This window comes from Brucella pseudintermedia (assembly GCF_008932435.1).
Taxonomy (GTDB): domain Bacteria; phylum Pseudomonadota; class Alphaproteobacteria; order Rhizobiales; family Rhizobiaceae; genus Brucella; species Brucella pseudintermedia.
This window is the reverse complement of the sequence record NZ_WBWE01000003.1, coordinates 250,779-273,378: the sequence shown is the minus strand read 5'-3', so window position 1 is coordinate 273,378 and position 22,600 is coordinate 250,779. Positions and strand designations below refer to the sequence as shown.

The window sequence follows — 22,600 nt, the reverse complement described above, 5'->3', positions numbered from 1 at the left end:
GCAGATGCAACCCAACAGGCCGAAAGGCTGTTTCGTCGCCGTTGTCGGCCCCAGCGGGGCCGGCAAGGATACGATCATGGATGCGGCGCGTGTGGCTCTTGCGGGCGACACGCGTTTTCATTTCGTGCGTCGCACCATCACCCGCCCGCAAATGCCGGGAACGGAAGATCACGACAGTCTGGACGAAGCGGCGTTCGCGAAATTGGCGGGCGAGGGTGCATTCGCCCTGCATTGGCAGGCGCATGGCTTGAGCTATGGATTGCCGAAATCGCTGGAGGGGGAAATCGCGGATGGAACGGTGGTTATCGCCAATGTCTCGCGTCGGGTCTTGAGCGATATCCGCAGGCTCTATGCCTCGCGTTCGGTAGTGGTAATAACGGCCCGACCGGAAGTTCTGGCGGAACGGCTCGCATCGCGCGGTCGCGAAAGCCGCGAGGAAATCGCGGCGCGACTTGCGCGTGAAGTCAGCTTCGATGACGGTGCGGGAGATGTTGTCACAATAGACAATTCCGGCGAAGTCGGCCTATCCACAAACGCGTTCCTGCACCATCTGCAAGAAATCAGCGTTAAAACAATCGCTTGATTAGATTTTCTATAGTGGCGTGTAAATTTACACAAACGTCATTATGCTTTCATTGCAGTGTCATGGAAGCAATTCAGAGTGAGCATGAATGGAGAAGAATTCATGCTTCAACTGAAAAACATAACGCGCCGCTATAATGACAAGGTGGCGGTTTCGGGGGTGGACCTTGAAATCGAGCCGGGCACGTTTGTGGGAATTATCGGGCGCTCGGGCGCGGGCAAGTCGACGCTTCTGCGCATGATCAATCGTCTCGTCGAGCCTTCAGAGGGGACCATTCACTGGGACGGTCGCGACGTCACGGGCCTGAAGGGCTCGGCGCTGCGCGACTGGCGCGCGCAATGCGCGATGATTTTCCAGCATTTCAATCTGGTTGATCGCCTCGATGTTCTGACGAATGTTCTGATGGGTCGCCTGAACTATGTTTCGACGCCGAAGTCGCTTCTGCGCATCTGGAGCGATGAGGAACGCCTGATCGCTCTTTCCGCCTTGCAGCAGTTCGACATTGCGCATCTTGCGGCGCACCGCGCCGACGAGCTGTCGGGCGGCCAGCAGCAGCGCGTGGCGATTGCCCGTGCGCTTGTGCAGCAGCCGCGCATCATTCTCGCAGACGAGCCGATTGCATCGCTTGATCCGCGCAACACCCGCAGCGTCATGGACGCCTTGCGCCGCATCAATCGCGAATACGGCATCACGGTTCTCTGCAATCTGCACTCGCTCGATATTGCGCGCAGCTATTGCGACCGTCTGGTCGGCATGTCTGCCGGCAAGATCGTCTTCCGGGGCACGCCGTCGATGCTGACTGAAATGGCGGCTCGCGACCTTTACGGCATGGAAGCCGCTGACGTCATCGATGCCGATGAGCAGCAGGACGAACCGTTGCCAATGCCAGTTCCGCAGTCGGCCGAAGCCGTTCTGCGCCAGCTTTCCGCCTAGGGCATGATTCCGAAAAGTGGGAACCGGTTTTCGGATAAATCATGCTCAAACGAACTCAAAGCGAGATGACATTTCAAGTTTAGGACATCCCGCTCTGAACGTCGGAAAAATACACTCCAATCGGGGATTAACAGGAGATACTCATGCTTAACCGTAGAACCTTTCTGGCGGCTGTCGCGCTCACCGCTACGATGACCTTCAATGCCCAGGCTGCTGACTGGAGCAAGGACTACCCGGAAATCGTTCTGGGCGTGATCCCGGCGGAAAACGCCTCGACTACGTCCGACCGCTATGCGCCGCTCGCTGCCTATCTCGGCAAGGAACTCGGCACCAAGGTAACGCTGCGCGTCGCCAACGACTATGCAGCCGTTATCGAAGGCCAGCGCGCCGGTAACATCCAGATCGCATTCTATGGCCCGGCGTCCTACGCCCGCGCCGTCATGACTGGCGTCGAAACCACGCCGCTCGTCAACCAGCGCCACGATACCGGCGTCAACGGCTATTATTCGGTCGTTTATGTTCGCGCCGACAGCCCGTACCAGAAGATGGACGACCTGAAGGGCAAGACCATTGCTCTCGTCGATCCGAACTCGACTTCGGGCAACAATGCGCCGCGCTTCTTCCTCAACCGCGAAGGCTATAGCGTCGATACGTTCTTCGGTAAGAACTTCTTCGCCGGCAGCCACGAAAACGCAGTTCTCGCTCTGGCGCAGGGCACCGCCGATGCCGCTGCCAACTCCTGGAACTCGGAAAACGATTCCAACCTGACCCGCATGGTCAGCCGCGGCGTTCTGAAGGATGCCAACGGCAAGGAACTGACGAAGGACGACTTCCGCATCATCTTCAAGTCGGACTTCCTTCCTGAGGGCCCGTTCGCTGTTCTCAGCACCCTGCCGGACCAGCTGAAGGCCGACATCAAACAGGCTTTCCTCGACATGCCGAAGAAGGACAAGGCTGGCTTTGATGCTCTTTCCGACGGCAAGGATCAGGAATTCGTAGCCACCGAAGCCAAGGACTACGAGCCGATCATCGAAATGCTCAAGTTCAACGACAAGGCTCGCAAGTCCTGATCCGTAGAACAATTGAAGTGCCCGAAGCCGCAAAAGCTTCGGGCACTTTTGTTAGGGAATCTCGCATGACGGTATCCTCACTCGACGGCAGTGGTGCAAAGAGCCTGCTTGCCGATTATCGCAGGGAAGTCGGCAAACGGCGGCTCTACGGTATCGCGCTTCTCCTTGCGCTTGTCCTTGTCGCTATTGCTGCCTCCGTCGTTGCCGATGTTCGGCCCGGCACATTGGTCGAAAATCTATTTCGCTTCACAAGCTATCTCGGCCGCATTCTGCCGGATCTGACCATTGCCAATTTCTGGGGCGATCTCGCCGCCTGGTACTGGAACCTCGGCGGCTGGCTGAAGATGCTGTTCGAGACGCTGCTGATCGCCTATCTGGCGACATTGATCGGCGCAGTCGTTGCTTTCGCTGCCTCATTCGCGGCTTCATCAAACATGGCCCCCAATTCCACGGTACGCTTCGTCGTCCGTCGCGGGTTGGAATTGTTGCGCACGGTTCCCGAAATCGTCTTCGCGCTGCTTTTCGTCATCGCCTTCGGTCTTGGGCCGATGGCCGGTGTACTGGCGCTGATGCTGCACACGACAGGAGCGCTGGGCAAGCTGTTCTCCGAAGTCGTCGAGAATATCGACATGCGACCGGTGGAAGGCATTCGCGCATCCGGCGGTTCCGGCCTGCAGGTCATCCGCTTTGCCGTGCTGCCGCAAGTGGCCGCGAATTTTGCTTCCTATGGCCTGCTGCGCTTTGAAATCAACGTGCGCGGCGCTTCCGTCATGGGATTTGTGGGGGCGGGCGGCATCGGGCAGGAACTGCTCACCTCGATCCGCCAGTTCTATTACAGCGATGTCAGCGCCATCCTGCTTCTTATCATCGTGACGATCTTCGTCATCGATCTCGTCACACAGCGAGTTCGCCACGCGCTTCTTGGCCGTATTGGCTAGAGCACGTCTCCCGGAAGTGGGAACCGGTTTCGGGTCAAAGACATGCGATAAAAACAAACAAATAGAGCATTTCCAATGATTCAATCAAAACAGGAAATGCTCTAGACTGGGAGATTACCATGACTGATGTAGCACAAAGTCTCTCCCGTGAGGCACAGGCGCACGAAAAAGAACTGAGGGCCGAATATGCCGATCTGTTCGGCAATGGCCGCACATGGCGCAATCTGGCGATCTTGACCGTAGCCCTTATCGCCTCGGTCTGGTTCGCCTTTTACTGGCTCGATTTTTCGCTGCTGCGGATTCTGAACGGACTCGGTCGCCTCGGCGATTTCGCCTTGATGATGATGCCTCCGTCCTCCGGCGGGCGTTTCAGCCTTTATCTGTGGTCGATGATGGAAACGCTGGCAATTGCCTATCTCGGTACCTTGCTGGCGGCGATCCTTGCCTTCCCGTTCGGCTTTCTGGCGGCGAAGAACATCATTCCCAATGTATTCGTGCATTTCGGCATTCGCCGCTTCCTCGACACCATTCGCGGCGTGGACACGCTGATCTGGGCGCTGATCTGGGTTTCGGTGGTAGGGCTTGGGCCGTTCGCCGGCATTCTCGCCATTGCCTGCTCGGATTTCGGCGCATTCGGCAAGCTGTTCTCGGAAGCCATTGAGGGCGCCGACAAGAAGCCGGTCGAAGGCGTGGTCTCATCGGGTGGCGGCAGGCTGCATGGCTATCGCTTCGGCGTCCTGCCGCAGGTTCTGCCATTGATCGGCAGTCAGGTGCTTTATTTCTTCGAGTCGAATACCCGTTCGGCAACGATCATCGGCATTGTCGGCGCAGGCGGCATCGGCGCGCATCTGGCCGAGCAGATCAAGGTTTTGAACCTTCAGGACGTTTCGTTCCTGATCGTCATGATCCTGATTGCCGTTGCCGTGATCGACTGGTTCTCGTCAAAGCTTCGCCACGCCATGATCGGCAAGAAGGCGCAGAAATCCGCCTAACCGGTGATAAGCGTCTTGACGCCATCGGCCACGAACTGCACGGCAAGCGCCGCCAGAATGACGCCGAGAAGGCGGGTCAGGATTGAACGGCCGGTTTCGCCAAGGAACCGGTCGACGCGCTCTGCCAGCAGCAGCACGAGATAGGTGATGAACAGGCAGACGAAGATGACGCCGAGAAGGGCCGCTTTCGGCCCCACGCCTTCAAAGGAATTTGAGGTGAGCACAATAGCCGAAATCGCGCCCGGACCGGCAATCAGCGGGATGGCGAGCGGGAAGGCGGCTATGTTGCGGATATGGTCCTTGGTGATCGCAACCTCGGCGCTCTTTTCCTTGCGCTCCGTCCGCTTCTCGAAAATCATTTCAAAGGCGATCCAGAACAGAAGAAGGCCACCCGCGACGCGGAACGCGCCGATGGTAATGCCGAACATGCCGAGTATCTGCGCGCCTGCAATGGCAAAGAGCGCCATCACGATAAAGCCGATAATAGAGGCGCGAAGCGCCACCTGTCCGCGATGATGCCGCTCCATCCCCGGCGTCAGCGCCAGGAACAACGGCGCCAGTCCGGGCGGATCGATCGTAACAAGCAGGGTGACGAAGGCGCTGAAAACCGTGTCGTAGAACCCCATGCTGCACGCGCCCTTCCTGTTGGCATGTTATGCTCGATCGGATACATGGATTGTAGACGATCACGAGCACATGGTCGATGCAAAGCGCGAGGTCGGGCAACATCCTTGCCCAATCTTTATGTGAATATCTTTTAAGTCATTGAATTAACGTGCGGAAATAGCTTGCCGAAAAGGTCGTGAAATTGGCGTTTTTTGCTGGTTTCCGTTATAAAGTGACTTTATCGATTCTGTTGAGAAAGAAATCTGAATAGTGTCAGATCAAACGCCTCCACCCGGTTCCGACGATATGAATGGTGGCCCAAACGGCGGCCCTAGCGGTATCGAACCGATTTCCATTATCGAGGAGATGCAGCGCTCCTATCTCGATTACGCCATGAGCGTTATCGTGAGCCGTGCGCTGCCCGATGTGCGCGACGGCCTGAAGCCCGTGCATCGCCGCATTCTCCACGCCATGAACGAGATGAACCTTGCCTATAATCGCCCGTACCGCAAGTCGGCGGGTGTTGTCGGTGAGGTGATGGGTAAGTATCACCCGCATGGCGACGCTTCCATCTATGACGCCCTCGTGCGCATGGCGCAGGATTTTTCCATGCGCGATCCGCTGGTCGACGGGCAGGGCAATTTCGGCTCCATCGACGGCGATCCCCCGGCGGCGATGCGTTATACCGAATGCCGTCTGGAAAAGCTTTCCGAAACCATCCTGTCGGACATCGACAAGGATACTGTCGATTTTCAGGACAATTATGACGGCCGCGAGAAAGAGCCGGTTGTCATGCCTGCGCGCTTTCCGAACCTGCTCGTCAACGGTTCAGGCGGTATTGCGGTCGGCATGGCGACCAACATTCCGCCGCACAATCTCGGCGAAGTCATCGACGGCTGCGTTGCGCTGATCGACAATCCGGCCATTGAACTGTCGGAACTGATGGAAATCATTCCGGGGCCGGATTTCCCGACCGGCGGCATCATCCTCGGACGCGCCGGCATCAATTCCGCCTACACGACCGGGCGCGGTTCGGTGGTCATGCGCGGACGCGCCACCATCGAGCCGATGCGCGGCGACCGTGAAGCCATCGTCATCACCGAGATCCCTTATCAGGTGAACAAGGCTTCGATGATCGAGAAGATGGCCGAGCTGGTGCGCGACAAGCGTATCGAGGGCATCTCCGACCTGCGCGATGAATCCGACCGCGAAGGCTATCGCGTCGTGGTGGAACTCAAGCGCGACGCCGTTGCCGATGTGGTGCTGAACCAGCTTTACCGCTATACGCCGCTGCAAACCTCGTTCGGCTGCAACATGGTGGCGCTGAACGGCGGCAAGCCGGAACAGCTCAACCTGCTCGACATGCTGCGCGCCTTCGTCGTCTTCCGCGAGGAAGTCGTGACGCGCCGCACCAAGTTCCTGCTCAACAAGGCGCGCGACCGCGCGCATGTGTTGGTCGGTCTTGCGATTGCTGTCGCCAATATCGATGAAGTGATCGCGCTCATTCGCCGCGCGCCCGATCCGACGACTGCTCGCGAGCAGTTGATGGAACGCCGTTGGCCCGCAGCCGATGTCGCGCCGCTGATCCGTCTGATCGACGATCCGCGCCACACGCTGAACGACGACAACACCTATAATCTCTCCGAGGAACAGGCGCGTGCCATTCTCGATCTGCGTTTGCAGCGCCTGACTGCGCTCGGCCGCGACGAGGTGGCTGACGAGCTGAACAAGATCGGCGAGGAAATCCGCGACTATCTCGACATTCTCGGTTCGCGCCTGCGCGTGATGAATATCGTCAAGGAAGAGATGATCGCGGTTCGCGACGAGTTCGCAACGCCACGCCGCACCGAAATCGGTTTCGGCGGCGCCGAAATGGATGACGAAGACCTGATCGCCCGTGAGGATATGGTCGTAACCGTCAGCCATGCAGGCTACATCAAGCGCGTGCCGCTGACGACCTATCGTGCGCAGCGCCGCGGCGGCAAGGGCCGCTCCGGCATGGCGACGAAGGACGAGGATTTCGTCACGCGCCTGTTCGTGGCAAACACGCACACGCCTGTTCTGTTCTTCTCCTCGCGTGGCATTGTCTACAAGGAGAAAGTCTGGCGCCTGCCGGTTGGCACGCCGCAGTCGCGTGGCAAGGCGCTCATCAACATGCTGCCATTGCAGCAGGGCGAGCGCATCACCACCATCATGCCGCTGCCGGAAGACGAGGATAGCTGGGCAAACCTCGACGTCATGTTCTCCACGACGCGCGGTACGGTTCGCCGCAACAAGCTGTCGGACTTCGTTCAGGTCAACCGCAACGGCAAGATCGCGATGAAGCTCGAAGACGAGGGCGATGAAATCCTCTCGGTCGATACCTGTACGGAATTCGACGACGTGCTTCTGACCTGCGCCGGTGGCCAGTGCATCCGTTTCCCCGTGACCGATGTGCGCGTCTTCGCAGGCCGCAACTCCATCGGCGTGCGCGGCATCAATCTGGCGGATGGCGACAAGGTCATCTCCATGGCGATCCTGCATCACGTCGATGCCGACGCCGCTGAGCGCTCGGCCTATCTCAAGCGTTCGATTGCCGAACGTCGCGCGCAGGGCGCGGATGACGCGGATGATATCGTGGTGGTCGGCGAGGAAGTCGGTACTGACGCCGAGCTTTCCGAAGAGCGCTATCAGGAACTGAAAGCACGCGAGCAGACGGTGCTGACCGTCAGCGAATATGGTTACGGCAAACGCTCCTCCTCCTACGAGTTCCGCGTTTCGGGCCGTGGCGGCAAGGGCATCCGTGCCACCGATACGTCGAAGACCGACGAGATCGGCAAGCTTGTCGCCCTGTTCCCGGTCGAGGCAAGCGATCAGATCCTGCTTGTTTCCGATGGCGGACAGCTTATCCGCGTGCCGGTTGACGGTATCCGCATTGCCGGGCGTTCCACCAAGGGCGTCACGATCTTCAACACCGCAGACGGCGAGAAGGTCGTTTCGGTCGAGCGTATATCCGAAACGGATAGCGATGAAGAAAACGGCACCGAGGGTGAAGCTGCTTCCGAAAGCGCAGCACCGTCGGGCGGCACTGAAGAATAACAAGGAGCACGGCTCTTTGTTCTGAACAATGAAAAAGGCCGATGGCGGGAACCATCGGCCTTTTTCAGATGCCAAGACTGGAGGAATTGGCGATCACCGAAACTCTTTGGCAGCGAGCTCCAACGCTTGAGCGCGAACTCGACCGTTGATACTCAGCGCGAGCGCATGTTGCGCAGGCTGTTGATATCGAATGCGACCTGACGCACGCGCTGGCGCTTGGCTTCGTTCTCTTCAAGAAGCAGTATGATTGCCGAGGCAGCCATCGCGACCATCATGGATAATGCCAGAAGAAAGATCATCATCGTGTTATCCTTTCGACATACATACGCTTCAGAAGCGAAAAGGTTGCACCGAACTTGCGCCCATCTTGGTAAATCGGTTGTGAACTTGTCGTGAAATCGCGGTTCATATCGCGTTCATCTGTTTTCATGGTTTCTGTTTTCTTAGCGCTGTGGTTCTTGTTGAAAATACCGTCAGAAAAGGCTAGCTGGAAGAAATGACAATCGCGATTTATGCGGGTTCCTTCGACCCGGTGACGAACGGCCATATGGATGTCCTCAAAGGTGCCCTGCGCCTTGCCGATGAGGTCATTGTCGCGATTGGCGTTCACCCCGGCAAAAAGCCTCTCTTCACCTTCGAGGAGCGTGTGGCGCTCATCGGCGAAAGCTGCAAGTCTGTTCTTGGCAAGGATGCGGACCGGGTTTCCGTCATTTCCTTCGACGGGCTGGTTATCGATGCGGCGCGCCAGCACGGCGCTCAATTGATGGTGCGCGGTTTGCGCGATGGCACCGATCTCGACTATGAAATGCAGATGGCAGGCATGAACGGCACCATGGCGCCGGAATTGCAGACCGTGTTTCTCCCGGCGGACCCGGCTGTTCGCACGATTACCGCCACATTGGTTCGCCAGATTGCCTCCATGGGCGGAGATATAAAACCTTTCGTTCCTGCGGCTGTCTCTGCCGCCTTGAACGCCAAATTCAAATCCTGACCACAGGGAGTTTTTCGATCATGTCTTTCATTCGCTCAGCGTTTGCTGCTGCCGCTTTCTTCGCGCTGTCACAAGGTGCAGTCCAGACGGCTTCTGCAGCCAATGCCGAAAACACCGTGGTTCTCAAGCTGAAAGACGGCGACGTGGCCATCCAGCTTCGTCCCGATCTTGCCCCGAAACACGTCGCCCAGATCGAAAAGCTGGTCGGTGAAGGCGCTTATAACGGCGTTGCTTTCCATCGCGTTATTCCGGGCTTCATGGCCCAGACCGGCGATGTGAAATTCGGCAACATGGACAAGAACTTCGATGCTTCACGCGTCGGCACCGGCGGCTCGGACTATCCGGATATTCCGGCAGAATTCTCGAAGGAACCCTTCGTGCGCGGAACGGTCGGCATGGCCCGCAGCCAGAACCCGAACTCGGCCAACTCGCAATTCTTCATCATGTTTGCGGACGGCTCCTTCCTCAACGGCAAGTATACGGTGGTCGGCAAGGTTGTCAGCGGCATGGATGTCGTCGACAAGATAAAGAAGGGCAGCGAAGCCGATAATGGCGCCGTGACAAACCCGGACAAGATCATCAAGGCCACGCTTCAGGCCGCCAAAAAGTAAATGCAAGGAGAGGCCCAATGGCTTACAAAGACCCTGAAAACACGCTCGTTCTGGAAACCACCAAGGGCAATGTTGTTCTGGAACTCTATCCGGACCTGGCGCCGGATCATGTGGCGCGCATCAAGGAACTGGCTCGCGAAGGCGCATATGATGGCGTGGTGTTTCACCGCGTGATCGACGGCTTCATGGCACAGACCGGCGACGTGAAGTTCGGCAAGACGGGCGGCGCTCATTTCAACGGCTCGCGCGCTGGCATGGGCGGTTCGGACAAGCCGGACCTGAAGGCCGAGTTCTCCAACACGCCGCACAAGCGCGGCACGGCTTCGATGGCGCGTTCCGCCAACCCGAATTCGGCCAATTCGCAGTTCTTCATCTGCTTTGCCGATGCTCCGTGGCTCGACCGCCAGTACAGCGTCTGGGGTCAGGTCATCGAAGGCATGGACAATGTCGACAAGATCAAGCGCGGCGAACCTGTTGCCGATCCGGACCAGATCGTGACGGCGCGTATCGCTGCCGACATCTGATCCTGCCTGTTCCAATGAGAAATTACGGCTCCGGTTCATGCCGGGGCCGTGATTCGTTTACCGCATTGTCCTACGCATCGAAGCGGGATCAGAAATCAGTCCAGTGAACTGATTTCCTCGCGTAGGCGCTTCGCACTTTTGCTGGAAATGCTCTTGAGGTTCTCCATGCGTGTTGATCTTTTTGATTTCGATTTGCCGGAAGAGAGCATCGCTCTGCGCCCGGTTGAGCCGCGTGACCACGCCAAGCTGTTGCGTGTCCGTCCCGGTCAGCCATTCGAGGATCGACAGGTATTCGAATTGCCTGATCTGCTGCAACCGGGCGATGCGCTCGTGTTCAACGACACAAAGGTCATTCCCGCACAGCTTGAAGGCATGCGCGAGCGTGAGGGCAATATTTCGCAAGTCAGCGCAACGCTGCATATGCGCACCGGCCCTGACCGCTGGAAGGCATTCCTGCGTCCGGCCAAGCGCGTGAAAGAGGGCGACCGCATCCGTTTCGGCCATTCGGGATCAAGCTGCTTCCTCGGCACGCTCGATGCCACCGTGGCGGAAAAGCGCGATGCAGGCGAGGCGCTTCTGGTGTTCGATCTTTCCGGCGCCCTGCTGGATGAGGCGATTGCCTCGGTCGGGCACATTCCGCTGCCGCCTTACATCGCATCCAAGCGCGCCGAAGATGAGCGCGACCGCAAGGACTATCAGACAGTCTATGCGCGCGAAGAAGGTGCGGTCGCGGCCCCAACCGCCGGTTTGCATTTCACGCCGGAGCTTCTGGAAAAGATCAAAGCCAAGGGCGTTGAAGAACATTTCGTGACGCTGCATGTGGGGGCGGGGACTTTCCTGCCCGTCAAGGCCGACGACACGGCCGATCACAAGATGCATTCGGAAATCGGCCATGTGTCGCAACGCACTGCCGATGCGCTCAACGCCGTGCACGCGCGGGGCGGCAGGATAGTCTGCGTGGGCACGACGTCGCTGCGCCTGATCGAAAGTGCTGCTGGCGAGGACGGCGTCATCCGTCCATGGTCCGGTGCGACCGATATTTTCATAACCCCCGGCTATAAGTTCCGTGCAGTCGATCTGCTGATGACCAATTTCCACCTGCCGCGCTCGACGCTGTTCATGCTGGTTTCGGCTTTCAGCGGACTTGAGACGATGCGCGCCGCCTACGACCACGCCATCAGCAACGGCTATCGCTTCTATTCCTATGGTGACGGTAGCTTGCTAGAGCGAGCCGACAAAGCTAAAGACAGCGCATGACAACCGAAAACTTCGAATTCAAGGTGCTGGCGACAGACGGCGCTGCTCGTCAGGGTGAAATTTCCATGCCGCGCGGCGTGGTTCGCACGCCTGCCTTCATGCCGGTCGGCACTGCTGGCACGGTCAAGGCCATGTATATGGACCAGGTGAAAGAACTTGGTGCGGATATTATCCTTGGCAATACCTATCATCTAATGTTGCGGCCCGGTGCCGAACGCGTGGCGCGTCTTGGCGGCCTGCATGAGTTCGGCGGCTGGAAAGGCCCGATCCTCACCGATTCCGGTGGTTTTCAAGTCATGTCGCTTGCGCAACTGCGCAAGCTCGACGAAAATGGCGTGACATTCCGCTCGCATATCGACGGCAAGCCTTATGAAATGACGCCGGAGCGATCCATCGAGATTCAGGGGTTGCTCGATAGCGACATTCAGATGCAGCTCGATGAATGCGTGGCACTGCCTTCGCCGGAAAAGAACACCGAGCGGGCAATGGAATTGTCGCTGCGCTGGGCCGAACGCTGCAAGGTCGCTTTCGGCAACCAGCCGGGCAAGGCGATGTTCGGCATCGTCCAGGGCGGCGACGTGGCACGCCTGCGCGAAAAATCGGCGGAAGCGCTGAAGGCCATGGACCTCAAGGGCTATTCTGTGGGCGGCCTTGCGGTCGGCGAACCGCAGCAGGTCATGCTCGACATGCTAGAAGTCGTCTGCCCGATCCTGCCATCGGAAAAGCCGCGCTATCTGATGGGCGTCGGCACGCCGGACGATATCCTCAAGTCGGTCGCCCGCGGCATCGACATGTTCGATTGCGTTATGCCGACGCGGGCAGGGCGTCACGGTCTGGCATTCACGCGCTTCGGCAAGGTCAACTTGCGCAATGCGCGCCATGCGGACGACCATCGCCCGCTCGATCCGGAATCGGATTGCCCGGCATCACGCGACTACAGCCGCGCCTATCTGCATCACCTGGTGAAATCCGGGGAAGCGCTCGGCGCAATGCTGCTTACCTGGAACAACCTTGCCTACTATCAATATTTGATGAAGGGTATCCGCGCGGCAATCGCTGACGGCCGCTTCACCAATTTCGCCGCCGAAACCTCGGAAGGATGGGCGAGGGGCGACTTGCCCCCGCTCTGATTCGCGAATTTAGAAGAGAAAGGACGTGCTGTCAGCTTTCTGTCAGCATGTTCTCCAGACGGCAGAGTACGGCGCGTTGCTCTTCATCGTCCAGAATTTCACATTCCATCAATTTGGAGCATTCCAGACCGGCGACTGCCAGAAAGACAATCAGGGCCGTATCGGAGTCGGTGGTATCCTTGATCATGCGGTCGAGAAAAGCCCGGTGGTATTGCCGGACCGGCACCATGAAGCCGGGGTCCTCGGCAAGCGCGGCAAGAACGCCGCAAGCTGGCGGCTCGTCATCGGCTTGCACCCGGTAAACATCCAGAAAAGCCCGCGCCACGCGGTTTTTATCGCCTTTCTGAAGCGTTTCCTGAACCTCCATGGCGCGTTCATGTTCTTTCATATATTCTTCGACCACCGCTTCGAGCAGTTTGGCCTTGGTCGGAAAAGTATAAAGCAATCCGCCTTTTGAAAGCCCCGCACGGGCTGCTACGGCATCGAGAGAGAGGTGAGCAGGGCCGATCTCACGGGCAAGCTCGATAGCAGCGCGCAAAATACGTTCGCGCGACGAGACTTTCTTTTTAGTTGGCAACTTACTGGTGTCTCCTGACAGTTCGAGTGTTGACAATACCGTCTGGACGGTACAGTTATTCGCCACTTTCATTCAAGTAAAATACGCGCGACCTTTGCGTGAATGCGAAAGAAGGCGCCGCGGCCAATCCCCCAACCCTGATCGATCAGGGAGCCATCTGGAGTGCATCCGCAATGATCAAGCGCCTTATACTGGCAATAATATTCCTCGTGATCGTCGTTGGAGGCCTCGTAGGCTTTAACCTGTTCCGATCACAGGCGATCAAGGACTTTTTCGCCAACATGCAGCAGCCCGCCCAGACGGTTTCGACTGTCACGGTGGAGCCGGGCGTGTGGAGGCCGGGCATCGAAGCGATTGGCACGGCCAATGCGCTTAATGGTGTCGACCTGACCGTGCAGCTGGACGGCGTGGTGCAGAAGATCAACTTCAAGGCCAATCAGGAAGTCAAGGAAGGCGACCTGCTGCTTCAGATGGAAGACAGCATTCAGAAGGCCGACCTCGCTGCCGCCGAAGCTGAAGCCGTTCTTGCCCGGCAGAACCTGAAGCGTGCCGATACGCTGCGTACACGCGGTGTTGGCGCTGTGTCGAACGTCGACACAACCGCTTCGGCTGCCGATGCAGCAAGCGCTCGCGTTGAAAAAATGCGTGCGACGCTGGCCCAGAAGTCCGTCAAGGCGCCGTTCTCTGGCGTCATCGGCATTTCCAAGGTCGATCTCGGCCAGTATCTGACGCCTGGCACGGTCATCGCCACGCTGCAGAACACGGATGTGATGCGTATCGACTTCACGGTTCCCGAACAGTCCGTGACGTCAATCAAGCTCGGACAGACCGTCAAGGTCGGCTCGAGCGCGGAGGCGCTCGACTTTACCGGTAAGATTGTCGGTATCGATCCGAAGATCGATCCCGCGACCCGTCTCGTTTCCGTGCGTGCCGAAGTCCAGAATCCGGATCACAAGCTGACGCCGGGACAGTTCGTTCAGGTTCGCGTCGAGCTGCCGGAAGAAAACAATGTCATTGCTCTTCCGCAGACCACAATCATCTCCAGCCTTTACGGCGATTATGTCTATGCAGTCCGTCCGGAACAGAAGCAGGAAGGTGCGAAGGCTGCCGAAGGCGACAATGCCGCCAAGGCTCCCGCAACCGATGCCAAGCCGGAAAACGGCGAAAAGCAGGTTGCGCAGCAGGTCTTCATCAAGCTTGGACGCCGTTATTCCGGTCTTGTTGAAGTGACGAGCGGCCTCAAGGCTGGCGACATCATCATCACGGCAGGTCAGAACCGGCTTTCGCCCGGTGTTCCGGTGAAAATCGACAACACCGTCAACCCGATTCCGGCCAACCAGCCGGCTGGCAAGCAATAGGCGATCAAGATGAGCTTTTCCGATATCTTCATCCGGCGCCCCGTGCTTGCCACGGTGGTCGCCCTCATGATCATTCTGTTGGGCCTTCAAGGTATCGCGCAGCTGACGGTGCGCGAATATCCGAAGGTCGACGAAACCGTCATTACGGTAACGACCACCTATGCCGGTGCGAGCGCCGATCTCATTCAGGGCTTCATCACCGCACCGATCGCCGAAGCCGTCGCGACGACCGAAAACATCGACTATGTGACGTCCTCAAGCCGTCCGTCTTCGAGCACCGTGACCGTGCAGATGAAGCTTGGCGCAAATCCGGATGCGGCGCTGACGGAAGTCATCGCCAAGGTCAATCAGGTTCGCGGCGACCTGCCGGACGAATCCGACGATCCGGTTATCGTCAAGGGTACGGGTCAGAACTTCGCCACCATGTATCTGGCGGCGCAGAACCCGAACATGACGAGCGAACAGATCACCGAGTATCTGGAGCGCGTCATCCAGCCGCGCATGTCCACAATTCAGGGCGTTGCAAAGGCTGAAATTCTGGGCGGTCAGGTTTATTCGATGCGCGTCTGGCTCGATCCGATCCAGCTTGCGGCCCGCCAGATCACGGCACCGGAGGTTCTGGCGGCGATCAATGCCTCCAATTTCCTGTCGGCGCCGGGCACGACGAAGAATGAATATGTCGCGTCTTCGATCACGTTGAAATCGACCTTGCAGACCCCGGAAGCCTTCGGCGCGATGCCTATCAAGGCTTCCGGTGACGATGTGGTTCGTCTGCGCGATGTGGCGCGGGTCGAACTGGCAGCGAAAAGCACGGACACCATCGTTTCGTTCAACGGCTCGGCTGGTACGTTCCTCGGCGTCTTTCCGACACCGGCGGCAAATCCAATCGATATGGCCGCTGCCGTCCGTAAGGAGCTGCCGTCCATCCAGGCGTCGCTGCCGGAAGGTATGTCGCTCGTTCTGGTTTACGACGCGACCGAGCAGATCAGCTCTTCGATCAAGGAAGTCTTCACGACCATCGGCGAAGCCGTGGCTATCGTCATTCTGGTCATCATCGTCTTCCTCGGCTCGTTCCGCTCGGTGCTGATTCCGATCGTCACGATTCCGATTTCGCTGATCGGCGTGTGCTTCTTCCTTTATGTGCTCGGATTCTCGATCAATCTCCTGTCGCTGCTCGCCATGGTTCTCGCCATCGGTCTTGTGGTCGATGACGCCATCGTGGTTCTGGAGAACATTCACCGGCATATCGAGGAGGGCCTCCGGCCCATGGATGCCGCGTTCAAGGGCATGAAGGAAATCACCGGCTCGATCATCGCCATGACGATCACGCTGGCGGCGGTGTTCGCACCGCTGGGCTTCACAGGCGGACTGACGGGCGCTCTGTTCCGCGAATTCGCCTTCACGCTGGCTGGCGCGGTTATCATTTCCGGTGTGGCCGCCTTGACCATTTCGCCGATGATGTGCGCGCGCATGCTCAAGCACGGCGACCAGACCCGGTTCCAGATGTTCATCGACCGGACCTTCTCGCGTTTCGAGAAATGGTATCACCGCCGCGTTTCCAACTCGCTCAACTATCGCGGCATCACGCTGATGATCGTCATAGCGCTGATGGGCCTGACGGGCTTCCTGTTCATGAACACGTCGAGCGAACTGGCACCGGAAGAAGATTCCGGCGCGCTGTTCTCGATGTTCCAGGCTCCGCAATATGCAACCTCGGCCTATACCAACCTCTACGCCGAACAGATCGACGAACTGACCAAGGATCTTCCTGAACTGAAGACCCGCTTCCAGATCGTCGGCATGGATGGTGGCACGACATCGGGTATCGCGCTTTGGGTGCTGAACGACTGGAACGAACGTACCCGTTCGCAGAAGCAGATTCAGGAAGACCTGACCGCACGGATCTCCAAGGTCGCAGGTGTTGAAGCCTTCATCTTCGCGCCTCCATCCCTGCCGGGAACGGGCGGCGGCCTGCCGATCTCCATTGCTCTGCAATCGACCGGCCCGGCCGATCAGGTTTTCGAGCTTGCCGAGGAAATCAAGAACGAGGCGCAGGCATCCGGCCAGTTCATCATCGTGCAGAACTCGCTGTCCTTCAACGCACCGCAGATCACGATCACCATCGACCGTGACCGGGCGGCGACGTTGGGCGTGCAGATCAGCGATATCGGTTCGACACTGGGTCTCCTGACCGGCGGTGCATCCGTCGCGAAGTTCGACCGCGATTCGAACAGCTATGACATCATCACGCAGGTGCCGGACAGCTATCGTTCGAACCCGGAAAAGCTGGGCGACTTCTATGTGCGCAGTGTTTCCGGCTCGATGATCCCGCTCTCTTCGGTCATCACGATCAGCCAGAACGCTTCGCCTGCGGCTATCGAACAGTTCAACCAGTTGAATTCGGCGACGATTTCGGCGCTGCCTCTGCCGGGCGTCACCACCGGGCAGGGCTTGCAAACACTGGTCGACCTAGCCAAGTCCAAGATGCCGGAAGGCTTCTTCCTGGATTATTCCGGCCAGTCGCGTCTGGAAGTGGAGCAGGGCAACACGATCCTGATCGCCTTCGGCCTCGCGGTGATCGTGATCTATCTGGTGCTTGCGGCGCAGTTTGAAAGCTTCCGCGATCCGTTCATCATCATGATGTCGGTTCCGCTGTCGATCTTCGGCGCAATCGTGCCGCTGAATATCGGTCTCGGCACGCTGAACATCTATACGCAGGTCGGTCTCATCACCCTTGTCGGGCTGATTACCAAGCACGGCATTCTGATGGTGGAATTCGCCAATCAGCAGCGCCGCCTGCATGGTCTGTCGCGCCGGGATGCGATCATCGTCGCGGCTGAAACCCGTCTGCGTCCGATCCTGATGACCACGGCAGCCATGGCGCTTGGCGTTGTGCCGCTGATTATCGCCACGGGTGCGGGTGCGGCAGCTCGTTACTCGATGGGTCTGGTGATCTTCACCGGCATCGTGATCGGCACTATCTTCACGCTGTTCGTGGTGCCGATGTTCTACACCTTCATCGCGAAGAAGGATGTGGAAGGCGAGTATGTCGCCTCGTCCGACGAGGGCGGCGAACCGGCCCCCGCGCCACATCACTGAAACTTGCGTTGAACCAACGACAAAGGGCGGCCTAGAAATAGGTCGCCCTTTTTTGTTCTGCTGACGTTGCGAATGCGGCGTTCCAACCCATATGAGCCAGTATGATACCTTTGTCCGTTCTTGATCTTTCGCCCGTTCCCGAAGGTAGCGATGCAGCGCAGTCGCTGCGCAACACGCTGGAACTTGCGCAACATGCCGAACGGCTCGGCTTTCACCGTTACTGGCTCGCCGAGCACCACAATATGCCGGGCATCGCCAGTGCCGCGACATCCGTGGTCATTGGTTACGTCGCCAACGGCACCTCCACAATCCGCGTCGGCGCGGGCGGCGTCATGCTGCCCAATCATTCACCTTTGGTGATTGCGGAACAGTTCGGCACGCTGGCCTCCCTGTTTCCGGGCCGTATCGATCTCGGGCTTGGGCGCGCGCCCGGCACCGACCAGATCACCGCCCATGCGCTGCGTCGCAATCTCGACAGCGATGCAAACGCCTTTCCGCAGGATGTGGTCGAGTTGCTGAACTATTTCAAACCGGCTGAACCGGGCCAGCGTGTGCGCGCAGTGCCGGGCGAAGGATTGAATGTGCCGGTCTGGATTCTTGGCTCCAGCCTGTTTGGCGCGCAGCTTGCTGCCATGCTTGGCCTGCCATACGCATTCGCGTCGCACTTTGCGCCTGCGGAGATGGAACGCGCCATCGCGCTTTATCGCGAGCGGTTTGAACCGTCAGAATATATGCAGAAGCCCTATGTGATGCTGGGTCTCAATGTGATTGCTGCCGACACCGACGAAGAGGCGAACTATCTTTTCACCTCGCAGCTACAGGCTTTCGTCAATTTGCGCAGCGGTCGCCCCGGCAAGCTTCCGGCGCCAGTCGAGGGCTATGCGGAACGCCTCGATCCGGCAGCGCAGGCGCTCGTGCGCCAGATGCTGTCATGCCGCGTGGTCGGCGGGCCGGAAACTGTGGCGAAGGGCATCAAGGCCTTTGCTGAAAGCACCGGTGCCGATGAGCTGATGCTGACCGGCATGATCCATGACCACAAGAAGCGCCTGCATTCATACGAGATTGCAAGCCGCTCAATCGCCTGACCGCTCGCTTTTGATTTCCGCCAGCAGCCAGTCTCGAAAAGCCGATACCGCCGGAGTGCTCGAACGAGCCTTCGGCGTCACAAAGTAATAGCTGCTCGGGCTTTTGACCGTGTGCGGACAGGCAACGACAAGCTGTCCGCTTTCAATCTCCGCGCGAATGAGGAAAAGCGGCATCAGCGCAACGCCGAGACCGGCAATGCAGGCCTGCGAGACATTGGAAAACTGCTCGAATCGCATGCCCGGAGACACCGGCGCAGCCATGTCGAGGCTCTTGAACCAGTGATCCCACGCGCCGGGGCGCGAGGCCATATTGAACAAAGGAAGCGGCAGAAGATCGCTCGGCGCTTGAACCGGGTTCCGTTGAAGAAATGCGGGGCTGCACACGGGCGCCACCGTTTCATCCATCAGGAACACGCTGTCGGCATTGGGCCAGTCCGGCTGGCCAATATGGATCGCCGCATCCAATCCTTCGCGATCAAAATCGAACTGGCCGATACGGGTCGCGAAATTGAGGATGATATCGGGATATTTCGCCACGAAACGCGGAATGCGCGGTATCAGCCAGCGTGTCCCGAATGTGGGAAGGAAAGCGAGATTGAGCGTGGTGCCGCGCATCCGCGACATGACTTGCAGCGAGGCAGCGCGGATCGACGCGAGCGCCGGACCCACGGCCTTTAGATAGGCGCGTCCGGCATCCGACAACACCACATGGCGGCTGGTGCGGTCGAACAGTGCTGTCCCTAGTTGCTCTTCAAGCGTTGCAATCTGCCGGCTCACCGCGCCTTGCGTCAGCGACAGTTCCTCGGCCGCAGCCGAAAAGCTTTCATGCCGCGCGACCGCATCGAAAGCGGCAAGCGCACTGGTGGAAGGAAGCAGGCGGCGTGATATTGAGGTCATGATCCATTACTAAATGGAATAGATCGATGAGTAAACGTCGATTGCGCCGAACCGAGGCACGGTTCATATTTCCTGCAAATTTTCATTGAGGAGAATACACTGATGTCACGTGCGGCTTTTAGCTGGGAAGACCCGTTTCTGCTGGATGACCAGCTGACCGAAGACGAGCGCATGATACGCGACTCGGCCAAGGCTTTCGCGACGGATGTTCTGCTGCCTCGCGTTGAAAAGGCTTATCTGGACGAGACGACCGATCCGGAGCTGTTCCGCCTGATGGGGCAGGCCGGTCTTCTGGGCGTGACGCTTCCTGAAGAGTACGGCGCGGCCAATGCGGGCTATGTTGCCTATGGTCTGGTGGCGCGCGAGGTCGAGCGTGTCGATTCCGGTTATCGTTCGATGATGAGCGTGCAGTCGTCGCTCGTGATGTATCCGATCTATGCCTATGGCTCGGACGAACAGCGCAAGAAATATCTTCCGGGCCTTGTCTCCGGCGAGCTGATCGGCTGCTTCGGCCTGACCGAGCCTGATGCGGGTTCCGACCCAGCAGGCATGAAGACCCGCGCCGAAAAGATCGACGGGGGCTATCGCCTCACAGGCTCGAAGATGTGGATCTCGAACTCGCCGATCGCCGATGTGTTCGTCGTCTGGGCAAAGTCTGCAGCGCATGACAATGCCATTCGCGGCTTCGTGCTTGAAAAGGGCATGAAGGGCCTTTCCGCGCCGAAGATCGGCGGCAAGCTTTCGCTGCGCGCCTCGATCACTGGCGAAATCGTCATGGACGGCGTCGAAGTCTCGGAAGATGCGCTTCTGCCGAATGTCTCCGGCCTCAAGGGTCCCTTCGGCTGCCTCAATCGCGCCCGTTACGGCATTTCCTGGGGCGTGCTTGGCGCTGCGGAAGATTGCTGGTTCCGTGCCCGTCAGTACGGCCTTGACCGCAAGCAGTTCAACAAGCCGCTGGCCGGCACGCAGCTTTACCAGAAAAAGCTGGCAGACATGCAGACCGAAATCGCGCTCGGCCTTCAGGCTTCGTTGCGCGTCGGTCGTCTGTTCGACGACGGCAAGATGGCGCCGGAAATGATTTCCATCGTCAAGCGCAACAATTGCGGCAAGGCGCTCGATATTGCGCGCCAGGCCCGTGACATGCATGGCGGCAATGGTATTCAGATCGAATACCACGTCATGCGCCACGCGCAGAATCTGGAAACTGTGAACACCTATGAAGGCACGCATGACGTTCATGCGCTGATCCTGGGCCGCGCCCAGACCGGTATTCAGGCTTTCTTCTGATCGCTGTACCGCCAGCCTTCCATTCGGGCCCGTTCGCAGTTCGCGGGCGGGCTTTTTTACAAAGGTTACATCATGCAGAATACACCGCTTGACGGTCTCAAGGTGGTAGAACTGGCGCGCATTCTTGCAGGGCCATGGGTAGGGCAGACGCTTTCCGATCTTGGAGCTGACGTTATCAAGGTGGAAAGCCCCGAAGGCGACGATACGCGTAAATGGGGACCGCCTTTCATCGATGTGGAAGGCGAACAGTCAGCCGCTTATTTCCACGCCTGCAATCGCGGCAAGCGCTCGATTACAGCGGATTTCCGCACCGACGAGGGCAGGGAACTGGTGCGCCGGCTGGTGGCAGAGGCAGATGTCGTTATCGAAAACTTCAAGCTTGGCGGGCTCGACAAATACGGCCTCGATTACGAGAGCCTGAAGGCCGTCAACCCACGCCTGATCTATTGCTCGATCACCGGTTTCGGCCACACCGGACCTTACGCGGAGCGCGCAGGCTATGATTTCATGATCCAGGGCATGGGCGGCATCATGGACCTCACCGGCGATCCCGAAGGCGAGCCGCAGAAGATCGGCGTGGCCTTTGCCGACATTTTTACCGGGCTTTATAGCGTGATTGCGATCCAGTCGGCGCTCATCATGCGCGAGCGCACCGGCACCGGCCAGCATATCGATATGGCGCTGTTCGACTGCATGTCGGCAGTGCTTGCCAATCAGGCGATGAACTATCTGGCGTCAGGCATATCGCCGAAGCGCATGGGCAATGCGCATCCGAACATCGCGCCCTATCAGACATTGCCGGTTTCCGACGGCTATTTCATCATCGCCTGCGGCAATGACGGACAATTCGGCAAGCTGACTTCATTGCTCGGCATTGGCGATCTCGCGGCCGACGAGCGTTTCACCAGCAATTCGGCGCGTGTCGCCAACCGCGCTGAATTGACCGCCCTTCTGGAAGAAAAGACGCGGACGTGGAAGCGCGACGATCTTCTGGCTGAACTCGCGAGAATCGGCGTGCCCGCCGGCCCGATCAATACGGTCGCCGATGTGTTCGCAGACCCGCAATTTGAGGCGAGGGCGATGAAGATCGACCCGCAAGGGGTTCCCGGCTTACGGACGCCCATTCGCTTCTCCGATGCCGAACTGAAGCTCGACAGACGCTCGCCAAAGCTTGGAGAGCACAGCGACGCGATCCTTTCCGAAATCGGCAAAAGCTAAACGGAAAAACGACTTTCTATCGGCGCGCTCTTCGATGAAGGGCGCGTTTTGCTTGTCTTGCATTGATGAGAAGTGAATGTCTCTAATCAAGAAATAGCTTCAACCCCTTGCGGGGAAAGAGTTTTAGATTGTTCTTGAGAGAAGATGGTGCGGTCGAGAAGAAACGCCAGCGAGCGCTCCGAACCATTGATTTCATTAGTCTTTTTCATCGCCAAGGTGAGGGCGTTTGTAGCGGCGTTTGTAGCAAGGGTCAACAGCCCTTATTCATTAGAATAGGCACCGCGGCGCACAACGGGGATACGTTCGCTATCGGCCAACAGGCGATCTTGTCTTCATTACAGGGAGACAGAGAATCCGTGCTATGCT

General features: G+C 58.4%; 21 protein-coding genes. 16 read left to right on the top strand and 5 right to left on the bottom strand.

Annotated elements, in window-relative coordinates; translation table 11 throughout:
* The first annotated feature begins 4 nt into the window (after nucleotides 1-4).
* The 5 genes from phnN (at nucleotide 5) to phnE (F9K78_RS05820) (ending at nucleotide 4,516) form a co-directional block, all read left to right on the top strand.
* Entirely contained in the window at nucleotides 5-583 is a 579-nt protein-coding gene (gene phnN / locus F9K78_RS05840) for a phosphonate metabolism protein/1,5-bisphosphokinase (PRPP-forming) PhnN (protein ID WP_121983261.1), read from the top strand.
* A gap of 102 nt (nucleotides 584-685) precedes the next feature.
* Complete coding sequence (phnC, locus tag F9K78_RS05835; protein ID WP_121983139.1) at nucleotides 686-1,516, top strand: phosphonate ABC transporter ATP-binding protein; 831 nt, start codon at nucleotides 686-688, stop codon at nucleotides 1,514-1,516.
* A 143-nt stretch (nucleotides 1,517-1,659) separates the two neighbouring features.
* Complete coding sequence (gene phnD, locus F9K78_RS05830; protein WP_006470444.1) at nucleotides 1,660-2,586, top strand: phosphonate ABC transporter substrate-binding protein; 927 nt, start codon at nucleotides 1,660-1,662, stop codon at nucleotides 2,584-2,586.
* A 65-nt stretch (nucleotides 2,587-2,651) separates the two neighbouring features.
* Entirely contained in the window at nucleotides 2,652-3,524 is an 873-nt protein-coding gene (gene phnE / locus F9K78_RS05825; RefSeq protein WP_121983140.1) for a phosphonate ABC transporter, permease protein PhnE, read from the top strand.
* Nucleotides 3,525-3,643: 119 nt separating this feature from the next.
* Nucleotides 3,644-4,516 (top strand): phosphonate ABC transporter, permease protein PhnE, encoded by an 873-nt coding sequence (gene phnE, locus F9K78_RS05820; protein ID WP_121983141.1) that lies wholly within the window; start codon nucleotides 3,644-3,646, stop codon nucleotides 4,514-4,516.
* Here the strand turns inward: phnE (F9K78_RS05820) and F9K78_RS05815 are convergent.
* On the bottom strand, nucleotides 4,513-5,142 hold the full coding sequence (locus F9K78_RS05815) for a MarC family protein (RefSeq protein WP_121983142.1): 630 nt from the start codon (nucleotides 5,140-5,142) through the stop codon (nucleotides 4,513-4,515). The two genes, phnE (F9K78_RS05820) and F9K78_RS05815, sit on opposite strands and share 4 nt — an antisense overlap.
* 286 nt (nucleotides 5,143-5,428) lie before the next feature.
* Between F9K78_RS05815 and gyrA the strand changes: the two genes are divergently transcribed.
* Nucleotides 5,429-8,200: a DNA gyrase subunit A gene (gene gyrA, locus F9K78_RS05810; protein WP_121983143.1), complete on the top strand. Its 2,772-nt coding sequence runs from the start codon at nucleotides 5,429-5,431 to the stop codon at nucleotides 8,198-8,200.
* Between the two features lie 152 nt (nucleotides 8,201-8,352).
* Here gyrA and F9K78_RS21845 read toward each other — a convergent pair whose 3' ends face one another.
* The gene (locus tag F9K78_RS21845) at nucleotides 8,353-8,502 is read right to left on the bottom strand and encodes a hypothetical protein (RefSeq protein ID WP_162929761.1); all 150 of its coding nucleotides are present in this window, start codon (nucleotides 8,500-8,502) and stop codon (nucleotides 8,353-8,355) included.
* 194 nt (nucleotides 8,503-8,696) lie between these two features.
* Here F9K78_RS21845 and coaD point away from each other — a divergent pair, with 194 nt between their 5' ends.
* The 5 genes from coaD (at nucleotide 8,697) to tgt (ending at nucleotide 12,713) form a co-directional block, all read left to right on the top strand.
* Entirely contained in the window at nucleotides 8,697-9,191 is a 495-nt protein-coding gene (gene coaD / locus F9K78_RS05800; protein WP_121983145.1) for a pantetheine-phosphate adenylyltransferase, read from the top strand.
* A gap of 20 nt (nucleotides 9,192-9,211) precedes the next feature.
* Nucleotides 9,212-9,802: a peptidylprolyl isomerase gene (locus F9K78_RS05795; RefSeq protein ID WP_121986401.1), complete on the top strand. Its 591-nt coding sequence runs from the start codon at nucleotides 9,212-9,214 to the stop codon at nucleotides 9,800-9,802.
* 17 nt (nucleotides 9,803-9,819) lie between these two features.
* The gene (locus F9K78_RS05790; RefSeq protein ID WP_121983147.1) at nucleotides 9,820-10,326 is read left to right on the top strand and encodes a peptidylprolyl isomerase; all 507 of its coding nucleotides are present in this window, start codon (nucleotides 9,820-9,822) and stop codon (nucleotides 10,324-10,326) included.
* 165 nt (nucleotides 10,327-10,491) lie between these two features.
* Nucleotides 10,492-11,583, top strand: a complete 1,092-nt coding sequence (gene queA / locus F9K78_RS05785) for a tRNA preQ1(34) S-adenosylmethionine ribosyltransferase-isomerase QueA (protein ID WP_122066437.1) — start codon at nucleotides 10,492-10,494, stop codon at nucleotides 11,581-11,583.
* Nucleotides 11,580-12,713: a tRNA guanosine(34) transglycosylase Tgt gene (tgt, locus tag F9K78_RS05780; RefSeq protein WP_121983149.1), complete on the top strand. Its 1,134-nt coding sequence runs from the start codon at nucleotides 11,580-11,582 to the stop codon at nucleotides 12,711-12,713. The genes queA and tgt overlap by 4 nt, the downstream gene beginning before the upstream one ends.
* Nucleotides 12,714-12,744: 31 nt before the next feature.
* Here tgt and F9K78_RS05775 read toward each other — a convergent pair whose 3' ends face one another.
* Complete coding sequence (locus F9K78_RS05775) at nucleotides 12,745-13,290, bottom strand: TetR/AcrR family transcriptional regulator (protein ID WP_121983150.1); 546 nt, start codon at nucleotides 13,288-13,290, stop codon at nucleotides 12,745-12,747.
* 173 nt (nucleotides 13,291-13,463) lie between these two features.
* Here F9K78_RS05775 and F9K78_RS05770 point away from each other — a divergent pair, with 173 nt between their 5' ends.
* The 3 genes from F9K78_RS05770 (at nucleotide 13,464) to F9K78_RS05760 (ending at nucleotide 18,832) form a co-directional block, all read left to right on the top strand.
* Complete coding sequence (locus F9K78_RS05770) at nucleotides 13,464-14,648, top strand: efflux RND transporter periplasmic adaptor subunit (protein WP_121983151.1); 1,185 nt, start codon at nucleotides 13,464-13,466, stop codon at nucleotides 14,646-14,648.
* Between the two features lie 9 nt (nucleotides 14,649-14,657).
* A complete protein-coding gene (locus F9K78_RS05765) occupies nucleotides 14,658-17,747 on the top strand; it encodes an efflux RND transporter permease subunit (RefSeq protein ID WP_121983152.1) in 3,090 nt (1,029 codons plus the stop codon).
* Nucleotides 17,748-17,848: 101 nt separating this feature from the next.
* On the top strand, nucleotides 17,849-18,832 hold the full coding sequence (locus F9K78_RS05760) for an LLM class flavin-dependent oxidoreductase (protein WP_121983153.1): 984 nt from the start codon (nucleotides 17,849-17,851) through the stop codon (nucleotides 18,830-18,832).
* Here the strand turns inward: F9K78_RS05760 and F9K78_RS05755 are convergent.
* Nucleotides 18,821-19,729 (bottom strand): LysR family transcriptional regulator, encoded by a 909-nt coding sequence (locus F9K78_RS05755; RefSeq protein WP_121983154.1) that lies wholly within the window; start codon nucleotides 19,727-19,729, stop codon nucleotides 18,821-18,823. The genes F9K78_RS05760 and F9K78_RS05755 overlap by 12 nt on opposite strands.
* 102 nt (nucleotides 19,730-19,831) lie before the next feature.
* Here F9K78_RS05755 and F9K78_RS05750 point away from each other — a divergent pair, with 102 nt between their 5' ends.
* Both F9K78_RS05750 and F9K78_RS05745 read left to right on the top strand, forming a co-directional pair.
* The gene (locus F9K78_RS05750; protein WP_162929762.1) at nucleotides 19,832-21,016 is read left to right on the top strand and encodes an acyl-CoA dehydrogenase; all 1,185 of its coding nucleotides are present in this window, start codon (nucleotides 19,832-19,834) and stop codon (nucleotides 21,014-21,016) included.
* A gap of 72 nt (nucleotides 21,017-21,088) precedes the next feature.
* Nucleotides 21,089-22,234 (top strand): CaiB/BaiF CoA transferase family protein, encoded by a 1,146-nt coding sequence (locus F9K78_RS05745; RefSeq protein WP_121983156.1) that lies wholly within the window; start codon nucleotides 21,089-21,091, stop codon nucleotides 22,232-22,234.
* Nucleotides 22,235-22,320: 86 nt separating this feature from the next.
* Here F9K78_RS05745 and F9K78_RS21840 read toward each other — a convergent pair whose 3' ends face one another.
* Nucleotides 22,321-22,488 (bottom strand): hypothetical protein, encoded by a 168-nt coding sequence (locus F9K78_RS21840; RefSeq protein ID WP_162929763.1) that lies wholly within the window; start codon nucleotides 22,486-22,488, stop codon nucleotides 22,321-22,323.
* Nucleotides 22,489-22,600: the final 112 nt, after the last annotated feature.